The sequence below is a fragment of the Burkholderia sp. AU32262 genome (genome assembly GCF_020419985.1).
Taxonomy (GTDB): domain Bacteria; phylum Pseudomonadota; class Gammaproteobacteria; order Burkholderiales; family Burkholderiaceae; genus Burkholderia; species Burkholderia semiarida.
The window spans coordinates 19,918-41,047 of sequence record NZ_JAIZRS010000025.1 but is presented as its reverse complement, the minus strand read 5'-3'; the positions used below and the strand labels follow the sequence as shown (position 1 = coordinate 41,047).

General features: G+C 69.7%; 19 protein-coding genes. 11 read left to right on the top strand and 8 right to left on the bottom strand.

The genetic code is table 11. The annotated features are described in order from the left end of the window. Window positions 1-104 precede the first annotated feature (104 nt). Window positions 105-599, top strand: coding sequence for a hypothetical protein (locus LGN10_RS25970; RefSeq protein WP_226225494.1), 495 nt, complete (start codon window positions 105-107; stop codon window positions 597-599). Here LGN10_RS25970 and LGN10_RS25965 read toward each other — a convergent pair. Further along, window positions 565-1,470, bottom strand: coding sequence for a helix-turn-helix domain-containing protein (locus LGN10_RS25965; protein WP_226225493.1), 906 nt, complete (start codon window positions 1,468-1,470; stop codon window positions 565-567). The genes LGN10_RS25970 and LGN10_RS25965 overlap by 35 nt on opposite strands. Window positions 1,471-1,590: 120 nt before the next feature. Between LGN10_RS25965 and LGN10_RS25960 the strand changes: the two genes are divergently transcribed. Next, entirely contained in the window at window positions 1,591-2,499 is a 909-nt protein-coding gene (locus LGN10_RS25960; RefSeq protein WP_059574869.1) for a LysR family transcriptional regulator, read from the top strand. A gap of 183 nt (window positions 2,500-2,682) precedes the next feature. Here the strand turns inward: LGN10_RS25960 and LGN10_RS25955 are convergent, their stop codons facing one another. From LGN10_RS25955 to LGN10_RS25935, 5 genes are all read right to left on the bottom strand, one after another. Further along, window positions 2,683-4,170, bottom strand: a complete 1,488-nt coding sequence (locus LGN10_RS25955) for a mechanosensitive ion channel family protein (protein WP_226225491.1) — start codon at window positions 4,168-4,170, stop codon at window positions 2,683-2,685. A 111-nt stretch (window positions 4,171-4,281) separates the two neighbouring features. Continuing rightward, a complete protein-coding gene (locus LGN10_RS25950; protein ID WP_059574865.1) occupies window positions 4,282-4,701 on the bottom strand; it encodes a DoxX family protein in 420 nt (139 codons plus the stop codon). Between the two features lie 153 nt (window positions 4,702-4,854). Continuing rightward, window positions 4,855-6,660, bottom strand: a complete 1,806-nt coding sequence (locus LGN10_RS25945; RefSeq protein ID WP_226225490.1) for a winged helix-turn-helix domain-containing protein — start codon at window positions 6,658-6,660, stop codon at window positions 4,855-4,857. A 410-nt stretch (window positions 6,661-7,070) separates the two neighbouring features. Further along, complete coding sequence (locus LGN10_RS25940; protein ID WP_226225489.1) at window positions 7,071-7,892, bottom strand: alpha/beta fold hydrolase; 822 nt, start codon at window positions 7,890-7,892, stop codon at window positions 7,071-7,073. Between the two features lie 70 nt (window positions 7,893-7,962). Next, window positions 7,963-8,388, bottom strand: a complete 426-nt coding sequence (locus LGN10_RS25935) for a DUF3331 domain-containing protein (RefSeq protein ID WP_319001258.1) — start codon at window positions 8,386-8,388, stop codon at window positions 7,963-7,965. Window positions 8,389-8,751: 363 nt separating this feature from the next. On the opposite strand from LGN10_RS25935, the gene LGN10_RS25930 reads away from it, so the two are divergent. Next, window positions 8,752-9,732, top strand: coding sequence for an alpha/beta fold hydrolase (locus LGN10_RS25930; protein WP_226225487.1), 981 nt, complete (start codon window positions 8,752-8,754; stop codon window positions 9,730-9,732). Between the two features lie 98 nt (window positions 9,733-9,830). Here the strand turns inward: LGN10_RS25930 and LGN10_RS25925 are convergent, their stop codons facing one another. After that, entirely contained in the window at window positions 9,831-11,411 is a 1,581-nt protein-coding gene (locus LGN10_RS25925) for an MFS transporter (RefSeq protein WP_226225486.1), read from the bottom strand. Window positions 11,412-11,494: 83 nt separating this feature from the next. On the opposite strand from LGN10_RS25925, the gene LGN10_RS25920 reads away from it, so the two are divergent. After that, a complete protein-coding gene (locus tag LGN10_RS25920; protein ID WP_226225485.1) occupies window positions 11,495-12,547 on the top strand; it encodes an HlyD family secretion protein in 1,053 nt (350 codons plus the stop codon). Continuing rightward, a complete protein-coding gene (locus LGN10_RS25915) occupies window positions 12,544-13,980 on the top strand; it encodes an efflux transporter outer membrane subunit (RefSeq protein WP_226225484.1) in 1,437 nt (478 codons plus the stop codon). Before LGN10_RS25920 ends, LGN10_RS25915 begins: the two co-directional genes overlap by 4 nt. A gap of 49 nt (window positions 13,981-14,029) precedes the next feature. Here the strand turns inward: LGN10_RS25915 and LGN10_RS25910 are convergent, their stop codons facing one another. Then, complete coding sequence (locus tag LGN10_RS25910) at window positions 14,030-15,301, bottom strand: NAD(P)/FAD-dependent oxidoreductase (RefSeq protein ID WP_059574852.1); 1,272 nt, start codon at window positions 15,299-15,301, stop codon at window positions 14,030-14,032. 234 nt (window positions 15,302-15,535) lie between these two features. Here LGN10_RS25910 and LGN10_RS25905 point away from each other — a divergent pair, with 234 nt between their 5' ends. From LGN10_RS25905 to LGN10_RS25880, 6 genes are all read left to right on the top strand, one after another. Continuing rightward, window positions 15,536-15,808, top strand: a complete 273-nt coding sequence (locus LGN10_RS25905; RefSeq protein ID WP_059574850.1) for a UBP-type zinc finger domain-containing protein — start codon at window positions 15,536-15,538, stop codon at window positions 15,806-15,808. 156 nt (window positions 15,809-15,964) lie between these two features. Beyond that, on the top strand, window positions 15,965-16,444 hold the full coding sequence (locus LGN10_RS25900) for a VOC family protein (RefSeq protein WP_099318384.1): 480 nt from the start codon (window positions 15,965-15,967) through the stop codon (window positions 16,442-16,444). Window position 16,445: 1 nt separating this feature from the next. Next, window positions 16,446-17,669 (top strand): FAD binding domain-containing protein, encoded by a 1,224-nt coding sequence (locus LGN10_RS25895; protein WP_226225482.1) that lies wholly within the window; start codon window positions 16,446-16,448, stop codon window positions 17,667-17,669. Between the two features lie 73 nt (window positions 17,670-17,742). Further along, window positions 17,743-18,102 carry a DUF485 domain-containing protein gene (locus tag LGN10_RS25890; RefSeq protein ID WP_060310509.1) on the top strand — a complete coding sequence of 120 codons (360 nt, stop codon included), beginning with the start codon at window positions 17,743-17,745 and terminating at the stop codon, window positions 18,100-18,102. After that, window positions 18,099-19,781 (top strand): cation/acetate symporter ActP, encoded by a 1,683-nt coding sequence (gene actP / locus LGN10_RS25885; protein WP_226225481.1) that lies wholly within the window; start codon window positions 18,099-18,101, stop codon window positions 19,779-19,781. The genes LGN10_RS25890 and actP overlap by 4 nt, the downstream gene beginning before the upstream one ends. Continuing rightward, window positions 19,778-20,944, top strand: coding sequence for an amidohydrolase family protein (locus LGN10_RS25880; protein WP_226225480.1), 1,167 nt, complete (start codon window positions 19,778-19,780; stop codon window positions 20,942-20,944). The genes actP and LGN10_RS25880 overlap by 4 nt, the downstream gene beginning before the upstream one ends. The last annotated feature ends 186 nt before the right edge of the window (window positions 20,945-21,130 follow it).

Genomic DNA, 21,130 nt, shown 5'->3' with positions numbered 1-21,130 from the left:
AAAATCTCCAAAGTGATGCGGCCCGTGCAGGCGCGCAAGTTGCATGCCCGCACGGCGCCACGTTTGCCATGCTGCGCGCATCGTCCGCCCGAGCGAGCGCCGCCATGAACGCCGTATCCCCCGATATCGCGCGCATGCTGCGCGCCGCCCGCGATGCCTGCTTCGGCACGGCGGCCGTGTGGCCGCTCGTCGAGCGCGAATACGGCGAGCCGCGGCGCTTCGATCACACGCTCGCGCATCTGGCGGAATTGTTCGCGCACCTCGCGCCGTATCGTACGGAACCGCCGTGGCCGGCCATCGAGCTCGCGGCATGGGCCCATGACGTCGTCTACGCGCGACGCTGCAGGACGACGCGGACAACGAAGCGCGCAGCGCTCGTGCGGGTCGCGAACCCGCACTGTACCGCGTCATGGTTGCACGCGCACGCATCGCATCCGTCCATCGCCCGCGATCTCGTGCTGGCCACGCAGTCGCACCGGCTGCCCGAAACATACGCCGCCGATCCGCCATGGCAGCTCGCGGCGCGGACCGGCGCACCCCGCCTTCGCATCGCGACGATCGCGATCACGTATGGTCCGCGCGCCACCGGCGTGGCGTGACACCGGTCAACCGCGTGAAGGTTCGCGAGAAATGGCTTTGATCGGCGAAGCCGCACGCGGCGGCGATCAGGCTCAACGGCACGTCCGGGTTGCGCATCCACTCCTTCGCCCGTTCGACGCGCTGCACGATGAGCCAGCGATGTGGCGGCAGCCCGGTCGTCCGATGAAACGCCTTGACGAAATGACTGCGAGACAGCCCGCACGCGCTCGCCACGTCGGCCAGCCCGACGTTGCCGTCGAGATGCGCGAGCAGCAGCTCTTTCGCGCGGCGCGCCTGCGACGGCGTGAGCTTGCCGTCCGACTTTTCCCGCCGTTTGCCGATGCCGCCGTATCGGCACGCGACGTGCGCCTGGAACGCCAGCCCTACGTGATCGATGAAGATCTGCGATGCCTCGCCAGGCCGGGCCAGCGCGGGCAGCAGCGCGCGTCCGAGCGCATGGATGACCGAATCGTGGGTGCTCAGATGCGGCGGCAGATAAAGCTGCGGCCGCCGCCGGCCGCCGAGGTCGTCGACCGTTTCCTCGAGCATGGGGCGCGGCAGGTGGAAATGCAGGCAATCGAACGCGCCCTTCAGGTCGGCCACCCAGCGACGGTCGAGATCGTAGATCGACACGGTTCCCGCGTCGTACGGAACGAACGGCGCGGGGCGGCCATCGAGCCACAGATCCTGTTCGCCGAACGCATGCAACTGCAAGACGATCAGATCCGTATTCTCCAGTTCATAGGGCGCGGTCAGCCCCATGTTCCGGCGCAAGGTCTTGAGTCGGACGATACCGATTTGCCCCTTCGGCAACGCCTGCGTGACGATGGTCTGCCTGACGTCGGCCGGGATGAAATCGGAGGATGCGGTGTCCGGCTGAGCGGTGGTCATGGGACGATGCGAAGAGACGAATGACAGGAGTGGCCACTCTAGCAAATCCCGGTGACGCACGCCGCTCGCGCCGCACCGGCACTGGTATGATGCGCCAGCCACCCCCTACCGGAATTTGCGATGAAGCTGTCATTCGAAGCGCTCGAAGCCCTGGACGCGATCGACCGCACCGGAACCTTTGCCGAAGCCGCGGAACTGCTGCATCGCGTGCCGTCCGCGCTGACCTACCTCGTGCAGAAACTTGAAAGCGATCTCGGCGTGGCGCTGTTCGACCGCAGCGGCCGGCGCGCGAAGCTCACGCATGCGGGACGCATCGTCGTCGAGGAAGGCCGCCGCCTGCTGCGCGCGGCCGAGCAACTCGAGCTGAAGGCGCTGCGTGCGCAACAGGGCTGGGAAACGGAAGTGCGCGTCTGTATCGACGAAATTCTGCCGTTCGGCGCGCTGTGGCCGTACGTCCACCGCTTCTACGCGCTCGGAATGGACACGCGGCTGCGGCTGTCGACCGAAGTACTCGGCGGCGCGTGGGATGCGCTGATTTCGCGGCGGGCCGATCTCGTCGTCGGCGCGGCGGGCGAACCGCCGGAATTGCCGGGCATCGTCGCGCGGCCGATCGGCTCGCTCAGGCACGTGTTCGCGGTCGCGCCGTCCCATCCGCTCGCGGCGTTGCCCGAACCGCTCGCGATGGCGTCGGTCGTCCAGTATCGCGGCGCGGTGATCAGCGATACGTCGCGCGAATTGCAGCCGCAGTCGGTCGCGATCGATGCGGGCCAGCCTTACCTCGCGGTACCGACGCTGGCCGCGAAACTGGAAGCGCAATGCGAAGGGCTCGCGGTCGGCACGCTGCCGGAATGCATCGCGGCGCGCGCGATCGCCGACGGCAAGCTCGTCGCGCGCCAGGTGACGGGCATGCGCGACACCACGCACTGCTATCTCGCGTGGCGCGGCGACGAGGCGGGCCGCGCGCTGCACTGGTGGGTCGAGCAACTCGACCAGCCGGATCTCGTCGAGCGTTTCACGACACCCGACTGACGCGCCCGTTCACCGCCCGTCGGCACGCCGGGGCCGCACGCGCTGCCCCCCCCGGCCGCCCGCCGATGACTGACGGCCCGGCATCGCACGCGTCACGCAGCGCCCCGGCACGGCGCCACGCGCCGCGACGGCAAGCGCACGTCCTCCCGTCCCGCCGGCAACCTTCGCGATCCGCGCCGCGCGTCAGCCGAGCGAATCGTGCAGCCGCTTCATTTCCTTCTCGAGCCATCCGATCAGGCTGAACCCCGCGTGCGCCTGCTCGACCGGCGGAATCATCATCCTTTCCTCGGTCGCGACATGTTCGGTGAGCGACTCGCACATCAGCCTGCCGAGCGCCGGCTTCCTGCCGATCAGCGCCGCCAGATCCTCGCTGCGAAGCTGATGCACGGTCATCGCGGTCACCGCGTGGACGGTCGCATGAAGCCGCGTGCCGGCGAGCACGACCGACTGCCCGATCGCATCGCCGGGCGCCATCCGACGGACTTTGACGTCGCCCGCCGCGCCCGGCACGAACACCGCCGCGACGCCCGATTCGACGATCGTCAGCACGCGCGACTCGGCATTCGACGCATAGATCACGTCGCCCTTGCCGAACGAACGCGCCACCAGCGCATCGGCCAGCACGGCCAGATCGTCGTCGTCGACGCATGCGAACAATTCGACCGCCCGCAACAGCAGCAGCCGGCGCGATACCGGATGCGCTTGCGATGTCGATGGCGACGCACACGCCGGCGCGGCGCCCGCGAGCGGCCGCCACGCGACGCCCGCCGCGGCCAGGTGCCGATGCGCGAGATCGTAGAGCGCGTTGCGCACGGTGGTTTTCTTCTGCAGTGCGTCGACGTAACAGACGAGTTCGTACTGGATCGCGTTCGCGCGGAACGCCTTCACGACGGCGATCGGCGCGGGGCGCGCGAGCACGTCGAGCGAACTCGCCGCGGCCCGCTCCAGTGCGCCGACGGCGACGGCCGGCCGCACCGCGGGATCGAGGTCGAGCGCGAGCGTGACGCCGTGCAGGCCGGCCGGCTCGCTGAGGTTCACGATCGTGGCGCGCGCCGCCGCGCTGTTCGGCACGACGACCAGGTTGCCGAGGCTGTCGATCAGCTTCGTCGCGCGCCAGTTGCTCTCGACGATCCGCCCTTCGAGCTCGCCGATCGACACCGTATCGTCGAGCCGGAACGGTTGCGTGGTATTCAGCACGAGCCCGGAGAACACGTCGTTCAGCGTGTTCTGGAGCGCGAGACCGAGTATCACCGCGACGGCGCCGGAGGTCGCGACGAGGCCACTCAACGGCAGGCCGAGCACGTAGCCCAGCGCGGCCACCGCGGCCGCGCCGAACACGATGCCCGCGGCGATGTCGTGAAAGAGCCGCTGGCTGTGCCATGCACGCGGCAGCAGCAGATGATTGAGCAGCAGGCTGAACACGATCGCGCACTGGAGCCACCATGCGATGCAGATCGCCTGGACCGCGATCCGGTCGAGCCCGCCGATCGATGCGGGCACCGCGAGCGGGCTCACGCCGGTCGCGAACAGCACGGCGCTCAGCGCGGCGAACGCCGCACAGCGCCGGATCGCGCGCGTCACGGGGCGCGCGTGCCCGAACAGCCGCCACGCGGCGAGATCGGCCAGCACGATCGGCGCGCCGTAGATCGCCGTATCGGAGAAATTCAACATGTCGGATCGCCAGCGCGGCGCGCGAAAGGGTCAAGGCGGCAAGACGAACGTCGCCGCGGGAACGGAATCATCGGACGCATCGCGTGCCGGCCGCCGTCGCGCCGGTCGCGGCTAGTCCCGCCGGCGCGCGACGCCCGGCAACGGCAACACGTAGCGGCCGGCGCCCGCGATCGCGATCGTGCCGAACAGGATCAGCAGCATCCATGCGAACTGCGCATCGCGCAGCGGCCAGTCCGGGTGCACGAACACCAGCGCGACGAGCGTGACGATCATCACCGGCAGCGCCGCGAGCCTCGGGTACAGGCCGACGATCATGAAGATCGGGCACACGACCTCCGCGAAGATCGCGAACACGATCGACAGCGTGCGGCCGAGATGGAACGGATCCTCGATGGCCGCGGCTTCGGCCGTGTAATGCAGGATCTTCGGCAGGCCGTGAACCACGAGCAGCAGCACGCTGGCGGATACACGCAGGAACAGCAGGCCGAGATCGGTCGCGTGGCTGGAAAGATCGGAGTGGGCAGGATTCATACGGCGTTTCGTCGATTGAGCGGGATGCACGGCGGCGTGCGCCGGGTGGCATGCCGGCGCCCGCCGTCCAGGCAATCTACGCGTGCCGCCTGCCGCTGTCCTGTATCCGGGCTGAATCGTTCTGAAACAGGCGAGCAGCGCGCGAACCCGGCGTCACGACTCGCGCGACGGCAACTCGGCCTCGGCCGCATCGAATCCGAGCGCGTGCACTTCCGACCACGCATCATGCGCCGCCTGCGTCGACTCCGCCGTATGCGCGAGCGCAGCCGCATACGCGGCCAGCAATCGCACGCGCGCATCGTCGGACACCAGGGCGGCATCCGCGTCGCGCATCGCATCGAGCGCGACGCGCGCGCGCTCCCGACATTCGTCGACGAGCGACAGATCGAACAGGCAAGGCACCGCGACGGCCGCGAGCGCGATGCCGAGCGCCGCGTCGCCGCGCGCCGAAAATGCCCAGTCGAGCGCAGCACGCAGATTGCCGAGTTCGCACCGGACCGCGTCGAGCCGGGTCGTGCCGCCCGGCTCGCCGCCTGGCTGCTCGCCGCCGTGGGTCGCGCTCCGGAACAGCGCGAGAAAGTAGGCCGCATGCGCGCGGGCGGCAGCCTCGCCCTCGCCGTGACTGTCGAGCTGCTGTTGCGCGTAGGCCCGCGTGGTCGTCAGCAGCCGGTAGCGCGGCGTGCCGTGCGCGGTCTCGAGGATCAGCAGCGACTTCGACACGAGGCCGGCGATCGTATCGAGCAGGTCGGCGCCGGCCAGCCCGTTGGCGCCGACGACCTCGCGCACGGCCTCGATCGCGAAGCTGTCGCGGAACACGCCGAGCCATCGCAGCAGCAGGCGCTCGGACTCCCCGAGCAACCGGTAGCTCCAGTCGTACATCGCCTGCAGCGTCTGATGGCGCGGCAACGCGGTGCGAAAACCGCCGGTCAGCAGCCGGAAGTGATCGTCGAGATGGGCGGCCAGCACGTCGATGCCGAGCACGGCGGCGCGTGCCGCGGCCAGCTCGATCGCGAGCGGCAGGCCGTCGAGGCGGCGGCAGACCGACGCCATCAACGACAGGCTGCGCGCATCGAGCGGAAAGCGCGGATCGGCCGCACGTGCGCGCGCCGCGAACAACTGCACCGCGCTCGCGCTCATCGCCTCGTGATCGCCGGCGTCTTCGCCCGGTATGTCGAGCGGCGGCACCGGGCACACGCGCTCGCCGTGGATGCGCAGCGATTCCCGGCTCGTCGCGAGCACGCACAGCCCGTCGTCCGCATCCGTGAGCGCGCTCGCGATCCGCGCGGCGGCGTCGAGCAGGTGCTCGCAGTTGTCGAGCACGAGCAGCATTCGGCGCCGCGCGACGCTGGCGAGCACCGCTTCGAGCGTCAGCGAGCCGGTCGGCTGCGTGATGCCGAACGCGCCGGCGAGCGCGTCCGGCACGAAGCGCGGACACGCGACGGTGGCGAGCGAAACGAATACGGTGCCTTCCGGAAAGCGCGCGTCGGCACGCGCCGCCGCTTCGATCGCGACGCGCGTCTTGCCGATGCCGCCCGCGCCGACGAGCGTCACGATGCGCGCCGTGCGCAGCGCGGCCAGCACGTCGGCGACCGTCTGTTCGCGGCCGAACAACGCGCCCGGCGCGGCGGACGGCCGCCACGTCGCCGGGCGCACGGGCGCGGCGCCCGCGTCCTGCCCGGAAACCAGCCGATAGCCGCGACCGGGTACCGTCACGATCAGGTTCCGGTCGCCGGCCAGCGCCTTGCGCAGCGATGCGATGTGCACCTGCAGGTTGTTTTCTTCCACCACGGTGTGCGGCCACACGCGCTGCATGATTTCATCTTTCGATACCAGCGCACCGTTCGCCCGAATCAACAGTTCGAGAATTTCGAATGCGCGGCTGCCGATGCGCAGCAGCTTGCCGTTCGAACGAATTTCACGTCTGTCGAGAAAAACGTGAAGTGTTCCAATCCGGATCATGGGAATTTCTTGAGGGTGACATTCAACGGCGCCCGGCTGAAATCGGGTGCCGGTTCGCCATCAATGCTACGGTATTTGCATGATCGAATGATTCAAATTATCAGAATGGACGGCTCGAATTTTTTGAAATGACGATAATGCCGCGGCGGGCGCGGCGCCCGACACGTCCGCATGCACCGGCATGCGGCACGACGATGCCCGTTTCATGTGCAAATCATGGATGCGCCCATGAACGCGATTTCGATATATCAGACGAAATTGCCGAGCGCGGAAATGCCGCGCATTTTCCTTTTCGATTCGCCCGGCCGATTCCCGATTCATTTCCGCTCGATCCGTTGCACCGGCCGAATATCCGCGGGATTATCGGCATCGCCTCGAATCGATTCGCCGCGCGGTGCCGCGGCGCGCGCTCAGGACCGCGCGAACGCCAGCAGCTCGTCGTTCAGCCGCGTCGCGTGCGTCAGGTAAAGCGCATGCGGACCGCCTTCGTAGACGCTCAGCGTCGCATGCGGGACCAGCTTCGCCGTCGCGGCGCCGGTCAGCGCGAGCGGAACCGTCTGGTCGTCGTCGCCGTGAATCACGCGCGTCGGCACGTCGAATCGTTGCAGGTCGGCCCGAAAGTCGGTCTCGGAAAACGCGCGAACGCAATCGAGCGTGCCCTTCAGCCCGGCCTGCCACGCCATGAACGACGTCCAGTCGAGCGCGGCGCGCGAAACCGTCGAACCGTCGCGGTTCGACCCGGTAAAGAGGGGCCAGAAGCCGTCGAGAAAGGCGGCGCGATCGGCCGCGATGCCCGCGCGAATGCCGTCGAAGAGCGCGACGTCCACGCCTTCCGGATGATCGTCGCGGCGTGCGATGAGCGGCGTCACCGAACCGATCAGCACCGCCTTCGACACGCGCTTCGTGCCATGCCGGCCGATGTAGCGGGCCACCTCGCCGCCGCCCATCGAAAAGCCGACGAGCGTCACGTCATGCAGGTCGAGCGTGTCGAGCAGCGTCGCGAGATCGTCGGCCAGCGTGTCGTAGTCGTAACCGCCCCACGGCTGGCCGGAGCGGCCGAAGCCGCGCCGGTCGTACGCGATGCAGCGCAGGCCGTGCGACGCGAGATGGTGCATCTGCACGTCCCACATGTCGGCATTCAGCGGCCAGCCGTGAATGAACACGACCGGGCGGCCGCTGCCCCAGTCCTTGTAGTGAATCGACACGCCGTCGCGGGTGGTGAACGTGCTCATGAGGGTTCCTTCCGAATAGGGAAGCCGCGCCCGCGGATGTGGGCGCGGCCGAAGCGTGCGGCGCGGCGCGTCATGCGCGGGACTGCCGGGCGGCGAACTGCTCGAGCGCCGCCGCGAGAATCATCTCGCGGCAGTTCGCGGGGCGTCTCTCGCCGCGCCATTGGGGTTTGTAGATCACGTCGCCCACCCGGATCGGTTGCCCGGTGAGCGCGCAGCGCGCCAGCCTGCGCGCCTTCGCGCAGATCCAGCGTTGCTCGTCGTAGCGGCAGCGCGTCGGATCGCTCCACGACACCAGCATCGACGAATCGGTCTGCCGCTCGACGGCGACGATCGCGCTGCGGCGGCGCACGTCGCCGCTCGATGGCGTCGGCGCGTCGTCCCGATGCGGGCGACAGGAGCCGTCCGCCGTCCGCTCGTGCGGCATCATCCGGAGGCTCGCGGCGGGCGACGGCCTGAGCGACGTGATCATGTGCTCCCAACGATTGAAGGCGTCCATGGCGGCTTATCCAGGCAAGTGACGGGCGGTGCGGGCGTGGGGGCCCGCTCGCGTCGCGGCAAACACACGGCGGGTGACCCGATGCTGACGATAGTCGCCGTGCGCTGAAGAGTCCCGGTCACGCGCTTAATTTTTCTGCAGTGCGGCAATGCCGCTCGCGGCGCCGCGGCGTTCAAGAAAATTCAGCCGGATTTCAGTACGGCGCGCACCGCGCCGGGATACGCTCCTGACGGCATCCGATCGTCCGCGCGCACCAACCGACGCGACGGCGCACGCCGGACGGCCGCCGGGCGGGATGGCCGCGGCCGGCCGCCACCGATCCACCATCCCGCGGCCTCGCCGCCGCACACCTCAGGAGTCCAGATGCATCCCGAACAGACCGACGCCGTTTCGTCGGCTCGCCGCCGCGACATGCTGCTCGCCGGCGCGACCGCCGTCGCGGCCGCCGCGCTGCCCGCGATGGCGACCGCGGCCGGCACGCCCTCCCGCCACCCCTCTTCCGCGCATTCAGGAGCGCACACGATGAACACGATCACCACGAAGGACGGCACGCAGATCTACTTCAAGGACTGGGGCAGCGGCCGCCCGGTCGTGTTCTCGCACGGCTGGCCGCTGTGCGCGGACGCGTGGGACGCGCAGATGCTGTTCCTCGTGCAGCACGGCTATCGCGTGATCGCGCACGACCGCCGCGGCCACGGCCGTTCGAGCCAGCCGTCGAACGGCAACGACATGAACACGTACGCCGACGATCTCGCCGCGCTGCTCGACGCGCTCGACGTGCGCGAAGCGACGCTCGTCGGCCACTCCACCGGCGGCGGCGAAGTCGCGCGCTACATCGGCCGGCATGGCACGAAACGCGTGTCGAAGGCGGTGCTGATCGGCGCGGTGCCGCCGCAGATGGTGAAATCGGCGACCAATCCGGGCGGCCTGCCGATGGAGGTATTCGACGGCATCCGCAAGAACGTCGCGGAAAACCGTTCGCAGTTCTACAAGGATCTGGCCGTGCCGTTCTTCGGTTTCAATCGCCCGAACGCGAAGGTGTCGCAGGGCACGATCGACGCATTCTGGTCGCAGGGGATGATGGGCGGCATCCATGGCCAGTACCTGTGCGTGAAGGAGTTTTCCGAAGTCGACTACACGGAGGACCTGAAGAAGATCGACGTGCCGACGCTCGTGCTGCACGGCGACGACGACCAGATCGTGCCGATCGACGATTCGGCCCGGCTGTCGTCGAAGATCGTGAAGCACGCGGTGCTGAAGGTGATCGAAGGCGGCTCGCACGGCATGTGCGTGGTGAGCGCCGATCGCATCAACGCCGAGTTGCTCGCGTTCCTGCAGGCGTAAGCCTGCCGTCCGTCGCGGCGGCGCGCATGCCGCCGCGACGGACGCCGCAGGTGCCGTTCAGGACTTTTCAGGACATTTCAGCCCATGCGGCGCCGCATTCACGGCGCCCGCACCGGGCGCAACAGGATGCCGAGCAGTGCGCCGGCGAGCGCGAACGCCATCGCCACGCGAAAGTTGTCGGCCAGCGCGAGCGTCGTGGCCTGCACGCGCACCGCACGATCGACGAGCGCATAGACCGCCTCGTTGCCCGTCGCGAACGTGGCGCCGTGCGCCACCAGCGACGCCGCGCCGGCCCGCAGCCGTTCGAGCGTTTCCGGATCCGACAGCGACACATGCAGACCGACGAGATTCGAATGGGTAGCCTCCCTGATCCGCTGAATCACCGCGATCGACGTCGTGCCGAGCTGCCCGCTCAGCAGGCGCGTCGTCTGCACGACCGCGCCGAACGTCAGCGCATGCTCGGCCGTCACGTGCCTGCCGAAGAAGACGATGACCGACGTGAGCGCCATCGTCTGGCCGAGCGCCTGCAGCAATTGCGACGGAATGAAGTCGGGTTCGGCCCACACCGGCGTGAGCCGCGAGCCGAGCGCAAACGCGATCGCCACCACCGCGAAGCCGGCGACGATCAGCCGGCGCGGGTCGACACGCTGCAGCAACAGCGCGACGCACGGCGCGAACAGCAACTGCGGAATCGCGATCCAGCGCAGCGTATCGCCGATCTGCAGCGGGCGCAGCCCGTACGTACTCGCGAGGAACAGCGACGGGATGAAGCTCGTGTTGAGCACGGTGAAGCGCACGAGGCCGACGAGCACGATCAGCAGCGCGACGTTCGGCCGCGCGAGGTAGCCGAGATCGATGCCGGCGCGCGGCGACGCGAGCTCGTGGATCAGGAACGCGGCGACCATCAGGATGCCGACGGCCAGCAGCACGACGATCAGCGGCGACTGCAGCCAGAACAGCCGCTCGCCCTGGTCGAGCGCGATGCACAGGCAGGCGAACCCGCCCGCGCCGAGCAGCATGCCGCGCGCGTCGATGCCGGACGCGAAGCGCTTGACCGGCTCGTCGGCGAGCGACAGCATCAGGCAGGCGATGAACGGCAGGGTCAGCACCGCGTTCTGCCAGAACAGCCAGCGCCAGCTCAGGTGCTCGCTGTACCAGCCTTCGAGCGTGGCCGACAGGTTCAGCGACATCTCGAGATTCATCGCATACGCGGCGATGCCGAACGGAATGAGCCGCGGCGGCAGCGTGCGCACGACGAAGCCGATCGTCAGCGGCACGAACACGCCCGATGCGCACCCGGCGAGCGCCTGAAACACGATGAACGCACCGAATCGCGTGCAGAGCGGCAGCACGCTTTCGGCGCAGAGAAACACCACGGCGCCCGCGAGCAGCACGCGGCGTGTGCCGAACAGGTAGGCCGCGGCGATCGCCAGCGGCCCGACGAACATCTGCGACGCGGTAAATGCGGTGTTGATCCACGCGCCTTCGTCGACACCGATGCCGAGCGCGCCGCGCACGTCGGCCAAGCCGAGCGACGTGATGCGCGACGTCAGCGTCGCGATGACCGCACCGAGCAGCACGGCCGCGATCGCGGCGATCGACCGGAACGTCGGAACGTCGGAGGCCGCGCCCGCGGCCGGCCCTGGCGCGGCACTGCCGGTGGCGAACGTCGTGTTCATCGTCGAGCGGCTCCCGTTTGTCAAGCTGGCGCAAGCATAACGCGATGCGCCGAATCCCGTCCGTACGATGGAGTGTGCCGATCATGACCCCGCCCTCGCCCGATACCCGATCTTCCGCGGCCTCCGTGCCTTCCACGCCCGCGCCCGCGCGCTCGCGCCGGCCGGCCGTCGTCGCGATCGCCGTGCTCGCGCTGTTGCTCGTCGCGTTGCTCGTGTACGAGTTCGACGCACGCGATCGCGGCACCGACGACGCGTACGTGACCGGCCACCTGCACGTGATCTCGCCGCGCGTGGCCGGCGCGGTCGAGCGCGTGCTCGTCGACGACAACCAGTTCGTGCATGCGGGCGACGCGCTCGTGCAGATCGACCGCCGCGATTTCGACGTGCGCGTCGCGGTGCAGCGCGCACGCGTCGCCCAGGCGCATGCCGATGCGAGCCGCGCACGCGCGCTGATCGAACAGGCGGACGCGGCGCTCGTGTCGGCGCACGCCGATGCCGAAAAAGCCGAACTCGATTACGCGCGTGCCCGCGAGCTGACCCGCGAGACGCCGCGCGGCTTGTCGAAGCAGGAGTTCGATGCGGCCGATGCCGCACGCAAGTCGGCCCGCGCGCGCGTCGCGGCGGCCGATGCGCAACGGCGCAGCGCCGCCGCCGCCGCTCAGGCCGCCGATGCCGCGTCGAGCCAGAACGATGCCGAGCTGCGCGACGCGCAGTTGCAGCTCGGGTACACGACGGTCGTCGCGCCGTCGGACGGCTACGTCGGCAAGAAGACCGTCGAGACCGGCGAGCATGTCGCGCCCGGTCAGGCGCTGCTCACGCTGGTCGAGCCGCATCCGTGGATCGTCGCCAATTTCCGCGAGACGCAACTGCGGCACGTGCGCGCCGGCGACGCCGTGCAACTGCGCTTCGATGCGCTGCCGCAGCGCGCGTTCACCGGCCGCATCGACAGCCTGTCGCCCGCGACGGGCGCGCAGTTCGCGCTGCTGCCGCCCGACAACGCGACCGGCAATTTCACGAAGGTCACGCAACGGGTGCCCGTGAAGATCCTGCTCGACGGCCCGGCGGCGACGGAGCCGCGCATCCGGCCCGGGCTGTCGGTCGTCGTCACGCTGCAACCCGGCGGTGAATCGCGATGAAGCGCGCATGCATCCTCGTCGCCGCGAGCGTGCTGGCCGCGTGCTCGATCTCGCCGCAACCGCTCGCGCCCGTCCCGGTCGGACACGACGGGTTCCGCCATGCCGATCCGTCGACCGATGCGGGTGCGCCGTCGCTCGCGGCATGGCCCGCGTGGTTCGGCGATCCGCAGCTCGGCCGCCTCGTCGACGCCGCGCTCGCGCACAACCTCGATATCCGCGCGGCGGCCGCGCGCGTCGACCAGGCGCGGGCGCTGCTCGGCATCCGCGATGCCGCGCTCGCGCCGACCGTGCGCGTCGATCCGTCGTTCAGCCGCACGCGCGTATCGGGCACGGTCGACAACGCGCTGCCGAAGCGGACGATGCACAACTGGTCGGTTCCCGTCGCCGCGAGCTACGAAGTCGATCTATGGGGGCGCTTGCGCGGCGACGCCGACGTCGGCGAACAGAACGTGCTGCAGGCCGCGGCCGATCGCGATGCGATCCGCTTGAGGATCGCGACCGAAGTCGCCGTCGACTACCTGACGCTACGCTACGTCGACGACGATCTCGCGACGCTCGACAGAGCGATCGGGCTGCGCCGCACCGCGCTGGACGTGATCGCCGCACGCGTGCGGGCCGGCGCGGCGAGCGACCTCGACGGGCTGCGCGCGTCGGCCGACCTCGATACCGCGCATGCCGATCTCGCGGAAAGCCGCCGGCTGCGCGACAACCTCGTCGACGCCATCGCGGTGCTGACCGGCGTGTCGCCGACTGCGTTCGACGTCGACACGCGCGCCGTACCCGTGCGCGTGCCGGACGTGCCGGCCGGGCTGCCGTCCGCGCTGCTGGCGCGACGCCCCGACGTGTTCGCGGCCGCGCGGCGCGCCGATGCGGCGTCGCTCGAACTGGGCATCGCGCGCACCGCGTGGTTGCCCACGCTGACGCTGACCGCCGACGGCGGTTTCGCCACCCGCGACCTGCGCTCGTTTCTCGACCGCAACAGCTCGCTGTGGAGCCTCGGCGCGAACGTCGCACTGACGCTGTTCGACGGCGGCAAGCGCGACGCGGCGGTTGCCGCCGCGCGGGCCGGCACGGACATCGCCGACGCGAACTATCGCGCGACGGCGCTCGGCGCGCTGCGCGACGTGCAGGACGCGCTCAACGACATCGCCGCGCAAAAGGAACGGATCGCACGCTACGCCAGCGCCGCGCGCGCGACCGACGCGGCGGCGCGCCTGTCGCTGAGCCGTTACGCGCACGGTTACGTCAGCTACCTCGAAGTCATCGATGCCGATCGCGACGCACTGAACGCGCGGCGCCAGCTGATTCACAGCCGGCAGGCGCTCGCGATCGCGACGGTGAGCCTCGTGCGTGCGTTGGGCGGCGGGTGGACGCCGCCGGCGCGGACGGGCCGTGACGGGTCGCGCGGTTCGACGCAGGCCGACGCCGGATGAAGCCGGATGAAGCCGCGATCCGGGCGGTCGCGACGCCTTCGCACGCGCGTCAGGCCCTCGCGAGCCGATGCGCGTCCTCGCCGAGAAACCGGTGCACGAAGGTCACGGCCATCGCGCCTTCGCCGACCGCCGACGCGACGCGCTTGACCGACCCCGATCGCACGTCGCCGGCCGCGAACGATCCCGGCACGCTGGTTTCCAGATGGTACGGCCGGCGCTCGAGCGGCCACACGCGCTCGAACGCCGGACAGTCGTACAGGTCGCCGCCGGTCACGAGATAACCGTCCGGATTGCGGATGATGTCGGTATCCTTCGCCCAGTCGGTGTTCGGCGCGCCGCCGATGCACACGAACAGGCGCGTGGCCGGCAGCCGTTCGCGCGTGCCGTCCGCCGAGCGAAGCTCGATCGCGTCGAGCCAGCCGTCGCCGTGCAGGGCAACGACGCTCGACTGGTAGCGGACCTCGATGTTCGGCGTCCGCTCGATCCGGTCGATCAGGTAGCGCGACAGCGTGTCGGCGAGCGACGCACCGCGCACGAGCATCGTCACCTGACGCGCATGCCGCGAGAAATTCATCGCGGCCTGGCCGGCCGAGTTGCCGCCGCCGACGATGAACACCTGTTCGCCCGCGCACATCGGCGCTTCGCTGGAACCGGCGCCGTAGAACAGCCCGGCATTCAGGAACGCCGGCTCTTCCGGCAGGCCGAGGCTGCGATATTCGATGCCGGTCGCGCAGATGTTCGCGCGCGCGACCAGGGTCGACCCGTCGGCGAGCTCGACGCGGATCTTGCCGTCGACGAAGGTCGCATGCACGCCCTCGCGCATCGTCAGCAGCTCGACGCCGAACTTGACCGCCTGCTCGCGCGCGCGTTCCGCGAGTTCCGCGCCCGGAATGCCGTCGGGGAAGCCCATGTAGTTCTCGATCAGCGAACTCGTGCCGGCCTGCCCGCCCACCGCGCCGCGCTCGATCACGACCGCGCGCAGCCCTTCGGACGCCGCGTAGACCGCCGCCGACAACCCGGCCGGCCCGGCGCCGTAGATCGATACGTCGTATTCGACGAAGCGCGGCCGCGCGACCCAGCCGAGCCGCGCGGCGATGTCGGCCAGCGTCGGCTGGTACAGGCGCGAGCCGTCCGGAAAGATCACGACCGGCAGCCGGATGTCGCGCAGCGGCGCGATGCCGAGCTCGCGCGCGCAGTCGGCGTCGGACGTCAGCTCGCACCAGTCGTACGCGACCATGCGCCGCTGCAGGAAATCGCGGATCGCGTACGCGTCCTTGCTGTGCGGCAGGCCGACGATCCGGACCAGTTGCGACTGAATCATGTGCGGCTCCCGAAGAAATCGATGCTGGATACGGTCCGGCCGTCGCCAGGGTGAAAGGGTGAGCCGGACGCACCGCGACTGTACGCCGCGCCGACGCGCCGCACGCGCGATTTCATAACAATTAAGGCGCGGCCGCCGCGCGGCGCCGCACAATGCGGCATCCCCGTCCCCGCTTGCGGCATCGCGCCGGCCGCGTCGCAAGCGTCGTTCCCCGCGCCGGCACCGGAGCGCAAGATGGCCATCGCCTGTACGCATCTCGACGAAGCACGCGTGCTCGACACCGACAAGGACTACTGCGAGGAATGCATCAAATCGGGCAGCGGCTGGGTGCATTTGCGGATGTGCCTGATCTGCGGACACGTCGGCTGCTGCGACTCGTCGCCGAATCGCCACGCGAGCCGGCATTTCCGCGACACCGGACACCGGCTCGTCCGCTCGATCGAGCCCGGCGAGCGCTGGATCTGGTGCTACGAGGACGAAGTCGTCGCCGGCGAGGTGCCGTCGTAACGTGACGCGCGGCGCACTCGGCGCCCGTTCGTCGCCGATTCGCCCCCGGTTCCGGGCCAAGGATTAACACGGCTGGATCACGGCTTTGCGCCGCGTCGTTTTCGGCCTAGAATTTATCGAACGATAACTTATCCTTCGATAAACAAGAGGTTCGCCATGCCTGTCTCGCGACTCGCGCATTACTCGATCCGCACGCCTGATCTCGAAGCCTCGTGCCGCTTCTACGAACGCGTGCTCGGCTTCAGACGCGGCTACCGCCCGCCGTTCGACTTTCCGGGCGCGTGGCTCTATCTCGGCGACGACGAAGCCGATTACGGCACGGTCCACCTGATCGGCATCGATCCGGCCAACCCCCACGGGCTGGCCGCGTATCTCGGCGACAAGCCCGTGCCGGCCGCGGGCACCGGCACCGTCGACCACATCGCGTTCGTCGCGACCGGCGTCGAGGCGATGTGGCGCACGCTGCGTGACGAGCGCATCGCGTGGCGCGACCGCACCGTGCCGAGCCTCGGGCTGCATCAGGTGTTCATCGAGGATCCGTCGGGCGTGACGATCGAACTGAACTACCCGGCCGCCGAAGTCGCCGGCCTCGACATACGCGGCGCCGCAGCGGCCGCCGCCACCCGTGGAGACTGACATGCGCACCACTTCGACGCATCGCAAGGCCGCCATCGTCGGCGGCTCGCTGGGCGGGCTGTTCGCCGCGAACCTGCTGCTGCGCCACGGCTGGGACGTGGACGTGTTCGAACGCGTGCCCGACGCGCTGTCCGGCCGGGGCGCCGGCATCGTCACGCATCCGGAGCTGTTCGACGTGCTGCGCGCGGCCGGCGTGCGCATCGACGCATCGATCGGCGTGAACGTCGAATCGCGCATCACGCTGGCGCGGGACGGTTCACTCGCCGCCGAGCGGCAACAGCCGCAGACGCTGACCGCATGGAGCAAGATGTACCACGTGTTGCGCGCCGCGCTGCCCGACCAGCACCATCACGCGGGGGCCGTCGTCGCCGACGTCGCGGACGGGCCCGAGCGCGCGACGCTCACGCTGGCCGACGGGTCGGTCGTGCATGCCGACCTCGTCGTCGCGGCCGACGGCTTCCGTTCGGCAATCCGCGAACGGTTGCTGCCGGACGCGCGCCTGCAGTACGCGGGCTATGTCGCGTGGCGCGGCCTCGTCGACGAACGCGAACTGTCCGGGCGCACGCATGCGGCGCTGTTCGACAAGTTCGCGTTCGGCCTGCCGCCGCACGAGCAGATCCTCGGCTACCCGGTCGCCGGCCAGCACAACAGCACGCAGCCCGGCGAGCGCCGCTACAACTTCGTGTGGTATCGCGCGACCCGCGAGGACACCGACCTGCCGAACTTGCTCACCGACGCGACGGGCAAGCTGTGGGCGGCCGGCATTCCGCCGACGCTGATCCGCCGCGACGTGCTCGCCGACATGGAAGACGCCGCGCATGCATTGCTCGCGCCGCAGTTCGCGGAAGTCGTGTCGCGCGCCGCGCAGCCGCTGTTCCAGCCGATCTACGATCTCGAGGTGCCGCGCATGGCGTTCGGCCGCATCGCGCTGCTCGGCGATGCCGCATTCGTCGCGCGGCCGCATTGCGGAATGGGCGTCACGAAGGCCGCGGGCGACGCGCTGGCGCTCGTCGGCGCGCTGGCCGCGCATGCCGATCCGCTCGACGCACTGCACGCGTACAGCGAAACGCGCACCGCGTTCGGCGCCGCGATCGTCGAACACGCGCGCCATCTCGGCGCGTACATGCAGGCGCAACTGAAGAACGACACCGAACGCGAGATGGCCGAGCGTTACCGCACCGCGGAAGTCGTGATGCGCGAAACGGCCGTGCCGCCGTCGCTCTGACCACCGGCGGGCGCATGCACGACGTGTCGCGCCCGCCGCATCGCGCCCCATCCGATACCGACAAGGAGACACCGTGAACCGCTCGATTCCGGCTGCCGCCGGCCCCGCACCCGATCCGGACCTGCCCGCCGCGGCCACGCATCCGCTGCCGCGCGATGCCCGCTTCCGCCATCTCGTCACGCGAAGGAGGCGATTCGCGTGGTCGCTGACCGCGGTCATGCTCGCGCTTTACTTCGCATTCATCCTGTCGCTGGCGTTCTCGCCGGCATGGCTCGGCCGGCCGATCGTGGCGGGCCGCCCGACCACGTGGGGCATCCCGGTCGGTTTCGGCATGTTCGTCGCGACGTTCGCACTCGTCGCGCTGTACGTGTGGCGTGCGAATGCGGTGCACGACGCGCTCGTCGCGTCGATCCGCGACGGAGGCGGCCAATGAAACGCACCGTCGCCATCCTCGTCACCGCGGCCGCGGTCGCGGCGGCGCCGGCGTTCGCGGCCGGCCCCGCCGCGTTCGCGCACGTGCACAATCCGGTCGCCATCGGCATGTTCGTGCTGTTCGTCGCGTCGACGCTCGTCATCACGCGCTGGGCCGCCCGCCAGAACCGCAGCGTCGCCGATCATTACGCGGCCGGCGGGCGCATCACCGCGCTGCAGAACGGCTGGACGATCGCCGGCGACTACATGTCGGCCGCGTCGCTGCTCGGCATCTCGGCGCTCGTGTTCACGAGCGGTTACGACGGGCTGATCTATTCGGTCGGCTTTCTCGCGAGCTGGCCGATCATCCTGTTCCTGATCGCGGAGCCGTTGCGCAATCTCGGCAAGTACACGCTCGCCGACGTCGTGTCGTATCGGCTGCAGCAACGGCCGATCCGTGCGTTCGCCGCGTCGAGCTCGATCGTCATCGTCCTGCTGTATCTCGTGTCGCAGATGGTCGGCGCCGGCAAGCTCGTCGAGCTGCTGTTCGGGCTCGACTACACGGTCGCGGTGGTGATCGTCGGCGTGCTGATGGTCGTCTACGTATTCTTCGGCGGCATGCTCGCCACCACGTGGATCCAGATCGTCAAGGCCGTGCTGTTGCTCGCCGGCGCGGCCTTCATGGCGTTCATGGTGCTGAGCCGCTTCGGCTTCAGCCTCGACGCGCTGTTCGCGCAGGCGTTGCGCGTCCATCCGAAGCACGCGGCCATCATGCGGCCGGGCGGCCTCGTGTCCGATCCGGTGTCCGCGGTATCGCTCGGCCTCGCGCTGATCTTCGGCACGGCCGGCCTGCCGCACATCCTGATGCGCTTCTTCACGGTCGGCGACGTCGGCGCGGCGCGCAAGAGCATCCTCCATGCGACGGGCATCGTCGGGGCCGGCTATGCGCTGATCATCGTGATCGGCTTCGGCACGATCGCGCTCGTCGCGGCGGACCCGCGGTATCACGATGCGTCCGGCGCGGTCGCGGGCGGCGCGAACATGGTGGCGATCCATCTCGCGCATGCGGTCGGCGGCAACTTTTTCCTCGGCTTCATCTGCGCGGTCGCGTTCTCGACGATTCTCGCCGTGGTCGCCGGGCTGACGCTCGCCGGCTCGTCCGCGATCTCGCACGACCTCTATGCGAACGTGCTGCGCCGCGGCCGGGCGACCGACCGCGACGAAATGCGCGTCGCACGCGCGACGACGCTGGTGCTCGGCGTGCTCGCGATCGTGTTGGGCATCGCATTCGAGAAGCAGAACATCGCGTTCATCGTCAGCCTCACGTTCTCGATCGCCGCCAGCTCGAATTTTCCGGTGCTGCTGCTCTCGATCTACTGGCGCGGCCTGACGACGCGCGGCGCGGTGGCCGGCGGCACGATCGGCCTCGTCACGGCGGTCACGCTCACCGTGCTGAGCCCGACCGTCTGGGTCCAGGTGCTCGGCCACGCGCACGCGCCCTACCCGTACGAATATCCGGCGCTGTTCTCGATGGCCGCCGCGTTCATCGCGATCGTCGCGGTATCGGCCACCGACGGGTCCGCCCGCGCGCGACGCGAACGCGCGCGCTTCGACGCGCAGCTCGTCGCATGCGAACTCGGCACCCTGCCGCGCCACGGCGCGCGGCAACACGACAATCCCGACCTGGAGACGATTCGATGACCTGCTCCTGCTGTCTGTCCGCCGGGCGCCGCCGCATGCTCGGCGCGTTCGCCGCGCTTGCCGGCGCGGCCGTTGCCGGACGCCCCGCCGCGGCAGCGCAACCGGCGCCCGCGTCGGCCGCGTCGCCCGTGTCGGCCGTGTCGCCCGCGTCGGCCGCTTCGGCCACGCTGGCTGTCCGGCGTCCGCGCGCGATCGACATCCACGCGCATTACTACCCGGAAAGCTTCTGCGACCTCGTCGGCGGCGAAGGCAAGCGCTTCGGCGGCGCATTCGCGTGCGACGGCACGACGTTCACGTTCCGCACGCCGGCCGGCGGCCTCGGGCCGCTGCCGATGAAATTCATCGACGTCGATGCGCGGCTCGCGGACATGGACGCGTCGGGCGTCGACGTGCAGGCGCTGTCGCTGAGCGTGCCGATGGCGTACTGGGGCGACCGGCCGTTCAACGCGAAACTGGCGCGCGCATGGAATACGGCCGCGTCGCGCGTGCACCAGCAGCATCCGGCGCGCTTCGTCGTACTCGCGACGCTGCCGATGCTCGACGCGACCGACGCGATCGACGAGCTCGAGCGCGCGTCGACGCTGCCGGGCGTGCGCGGCGTGTACATGGGCACGAACATCGACAACCGCGACCTCGACGATCCGCGGTTCGCGCCGGTGTTCGCGCGCATCGAACAGCTCGGGCTGCCGGTGTTCCTGCATCCGCAGCAAACCGTCGGCGGCGCGCGCCTCGGCGATTTCTACCTGAGCAACCTGCTCGGCAATCCGTTCGATACGGCCATCGCCGCCTCGCACCTGATCCTCGGCGGCGTGCTCGACCGCCATCCGGCGCTGCATGTCACGCTGCCGCATGCGGGCGGCGCGCTGCCGATCCTCGTCGGCCGGCTGGACGCCGGCTGGACCGTCCGGCCGGAAACGCGTCGGCTCGCGCACAAGCCGAGCAGCTACCTGCGGCGCTTCAGCTACGACACGGTGTCCCACTCGGGGCCGGTGCTGAGCTTCCTGATCGAGAACGTCGGCATCGACCGGCTGGTGCTCGGCAGCGACTATTGCTTCGACATGGGCTACGCGCAACCGGTGCGTTTTCTCGATCGGCTGGACCTGCCCGACGACCAGCGCGCGATGGTGCTCGGCGGCAATGCGGGCCGGCTGCTGCGGATCTAGCTGGCGCGCGCGTGCCGGATGTCGCCGAACCGGCCCGGCCCGCCGTTCAGAACGTTTCAGCCGGACTTCAGGAAATGATGCGGGCGTCTGCGTAGACTGGCTGCAAGAGCGACCGCGCTGGTCAGCCCGCGCGCCTTTTCGACTGATGGAGTGACGACGTGAATCCAGTTGCCAATTACCGCCTCG

What these genes read in the sequence shown, in the direction of transcription:
- LGN10_RS25960 (WP_059574869.1), top strand. Translation starts at nt 1,591, where the DNA reads ATGAAGCTGTCATTCGAAGCGCTCGAAGCCCTGGACGCGATCGACCGC.
- LGN10_RS25915 (WP_226225484.1), top strand. Translation starts at nt 12,544, where the DNA reads ATGAAGCGCGCATGCATCCTCGTCGCCGCGAGCGTGCTGGCCGCGTGC.
- actP (WP_226225481.1), top strand. Translation starts at nt 18,099, where the DNA reads ATGAAACGCACCGTCGCCATCCTCGTCACCGCGGCCGCGGTCGCGGCG.
- LGN10_RS25895 (WP_226225482.1), top strand. Translation starts at nt 16,446, where the DNA reads ATGCGCACCACTTCGACGCATCGCAAGGCCGCCATCGTCGGCGGCTCG.
- LGN10_RS25905 (WP_059574850.1), top strand. Translation starts at nt 15,536, where the DNA reads ATGGCCATCGCCTGTACGCATCTCGACGAAGCACGCGTGCTCGACACC.
- LGN10_RS25900 (WP_099318384.1), top strand. Translation starts at nt 15,965, where the DNA reads ATGCCTGTCTCGCGACTCGCGCATTACTCGATCCGCACGCCTGATCTC.
- LGN10_RS25930 (WP_226225487.1), top strand. Translation starts at nt 8,752, where the DNA reads ATGCATCCCGAACAGACCGACGCCGTTTCGTCGGCTCGCCGCCGCGAC.
- LGN10_RS25965 (WP_226225493.1), bottom strand. Translation starts at nt 1,470, where the DNA reads ATGACCACCGCTCAGCCGGACACCGCATCCTCCGATTTCATCCCGGCC.
- LGN10_RS25950 (WP_059574865.1), bottom strand. Translation starts at nt 4,701, where the DNA reads ATGAATCCTGCCCACTCCGATCTTTCCAGCCACGCGACCGATCTCGGC.
- LGN10_RS25970 (WP_226225494.1), top strand. Translation starts at nt 105, where the DNA reads ATGAACGCCGTATCCCCCGATATCGCGCGCATGCTGCGCGCCGCCCGC.
- LGN10_RS25955 (WP_226225491.1), bottom strand. Translation starts at nt 4,170, where the DNA reads ATGTTGAATTTCTCCGATACGGCGATCTACGGCGCGCCGATCGTGCTG.
- LGN10_RS25935 (WP_319001258.1), bottom strand. Translation starts at nt 8,388, where the DNA reads ATGGACGCCTTCAATCGTTGGGAGCACATGATCACGTCGCTCAGGCCG.
- LGN10_RS25940 (WP_226225489.1), bottom strand. Translation starts at nt 7,892, where the DNA reads ATGAGCACGTTCACCACCCGCGACGGCGTGTCGATTCACTACAAGGAC.
- LGN10_RS25925 (WP_226225486.1), bottom strand. Translation starts at nt 11,411, where the DNA reads ATGAACACGACGTTCGCCACCGGCAGTGCCGCGCCAGGGCCGGCCGCG.
- LGN10_RS25945 (WP_226225490.1), bottom strand. Translation starts at nt 6,660, where the DNA reads ATGATCCGGATTGGAACACTTCACGTTTTTCTCGACAGACGTGAAATT.
- LGN10_RS25880 (WP_226225480.1), top strand. Translation starts at nt 19,778, where the DNA reads ATGACCTGCTCCTGCTGTCTGTCCGCCGGGCGCCGCCGCATGCTCGGC.
- LGN10_RS25920 (WP_226225485.1), top strand. Translation starts at nt 11,495, where the DNA reads ATGACCCCGCCCTCGCCCGATACCCGATCTTCCGCGGCCTCCGTGCCT.
- LGN10_RS25910 (WP_059574852.1), bottom strand. Translation starts at nt 15,301, where the DNA reads ATGATTCAGTCGCAACTGGTCCGGATCGTCGGCCTGCCGCACAGCAAG.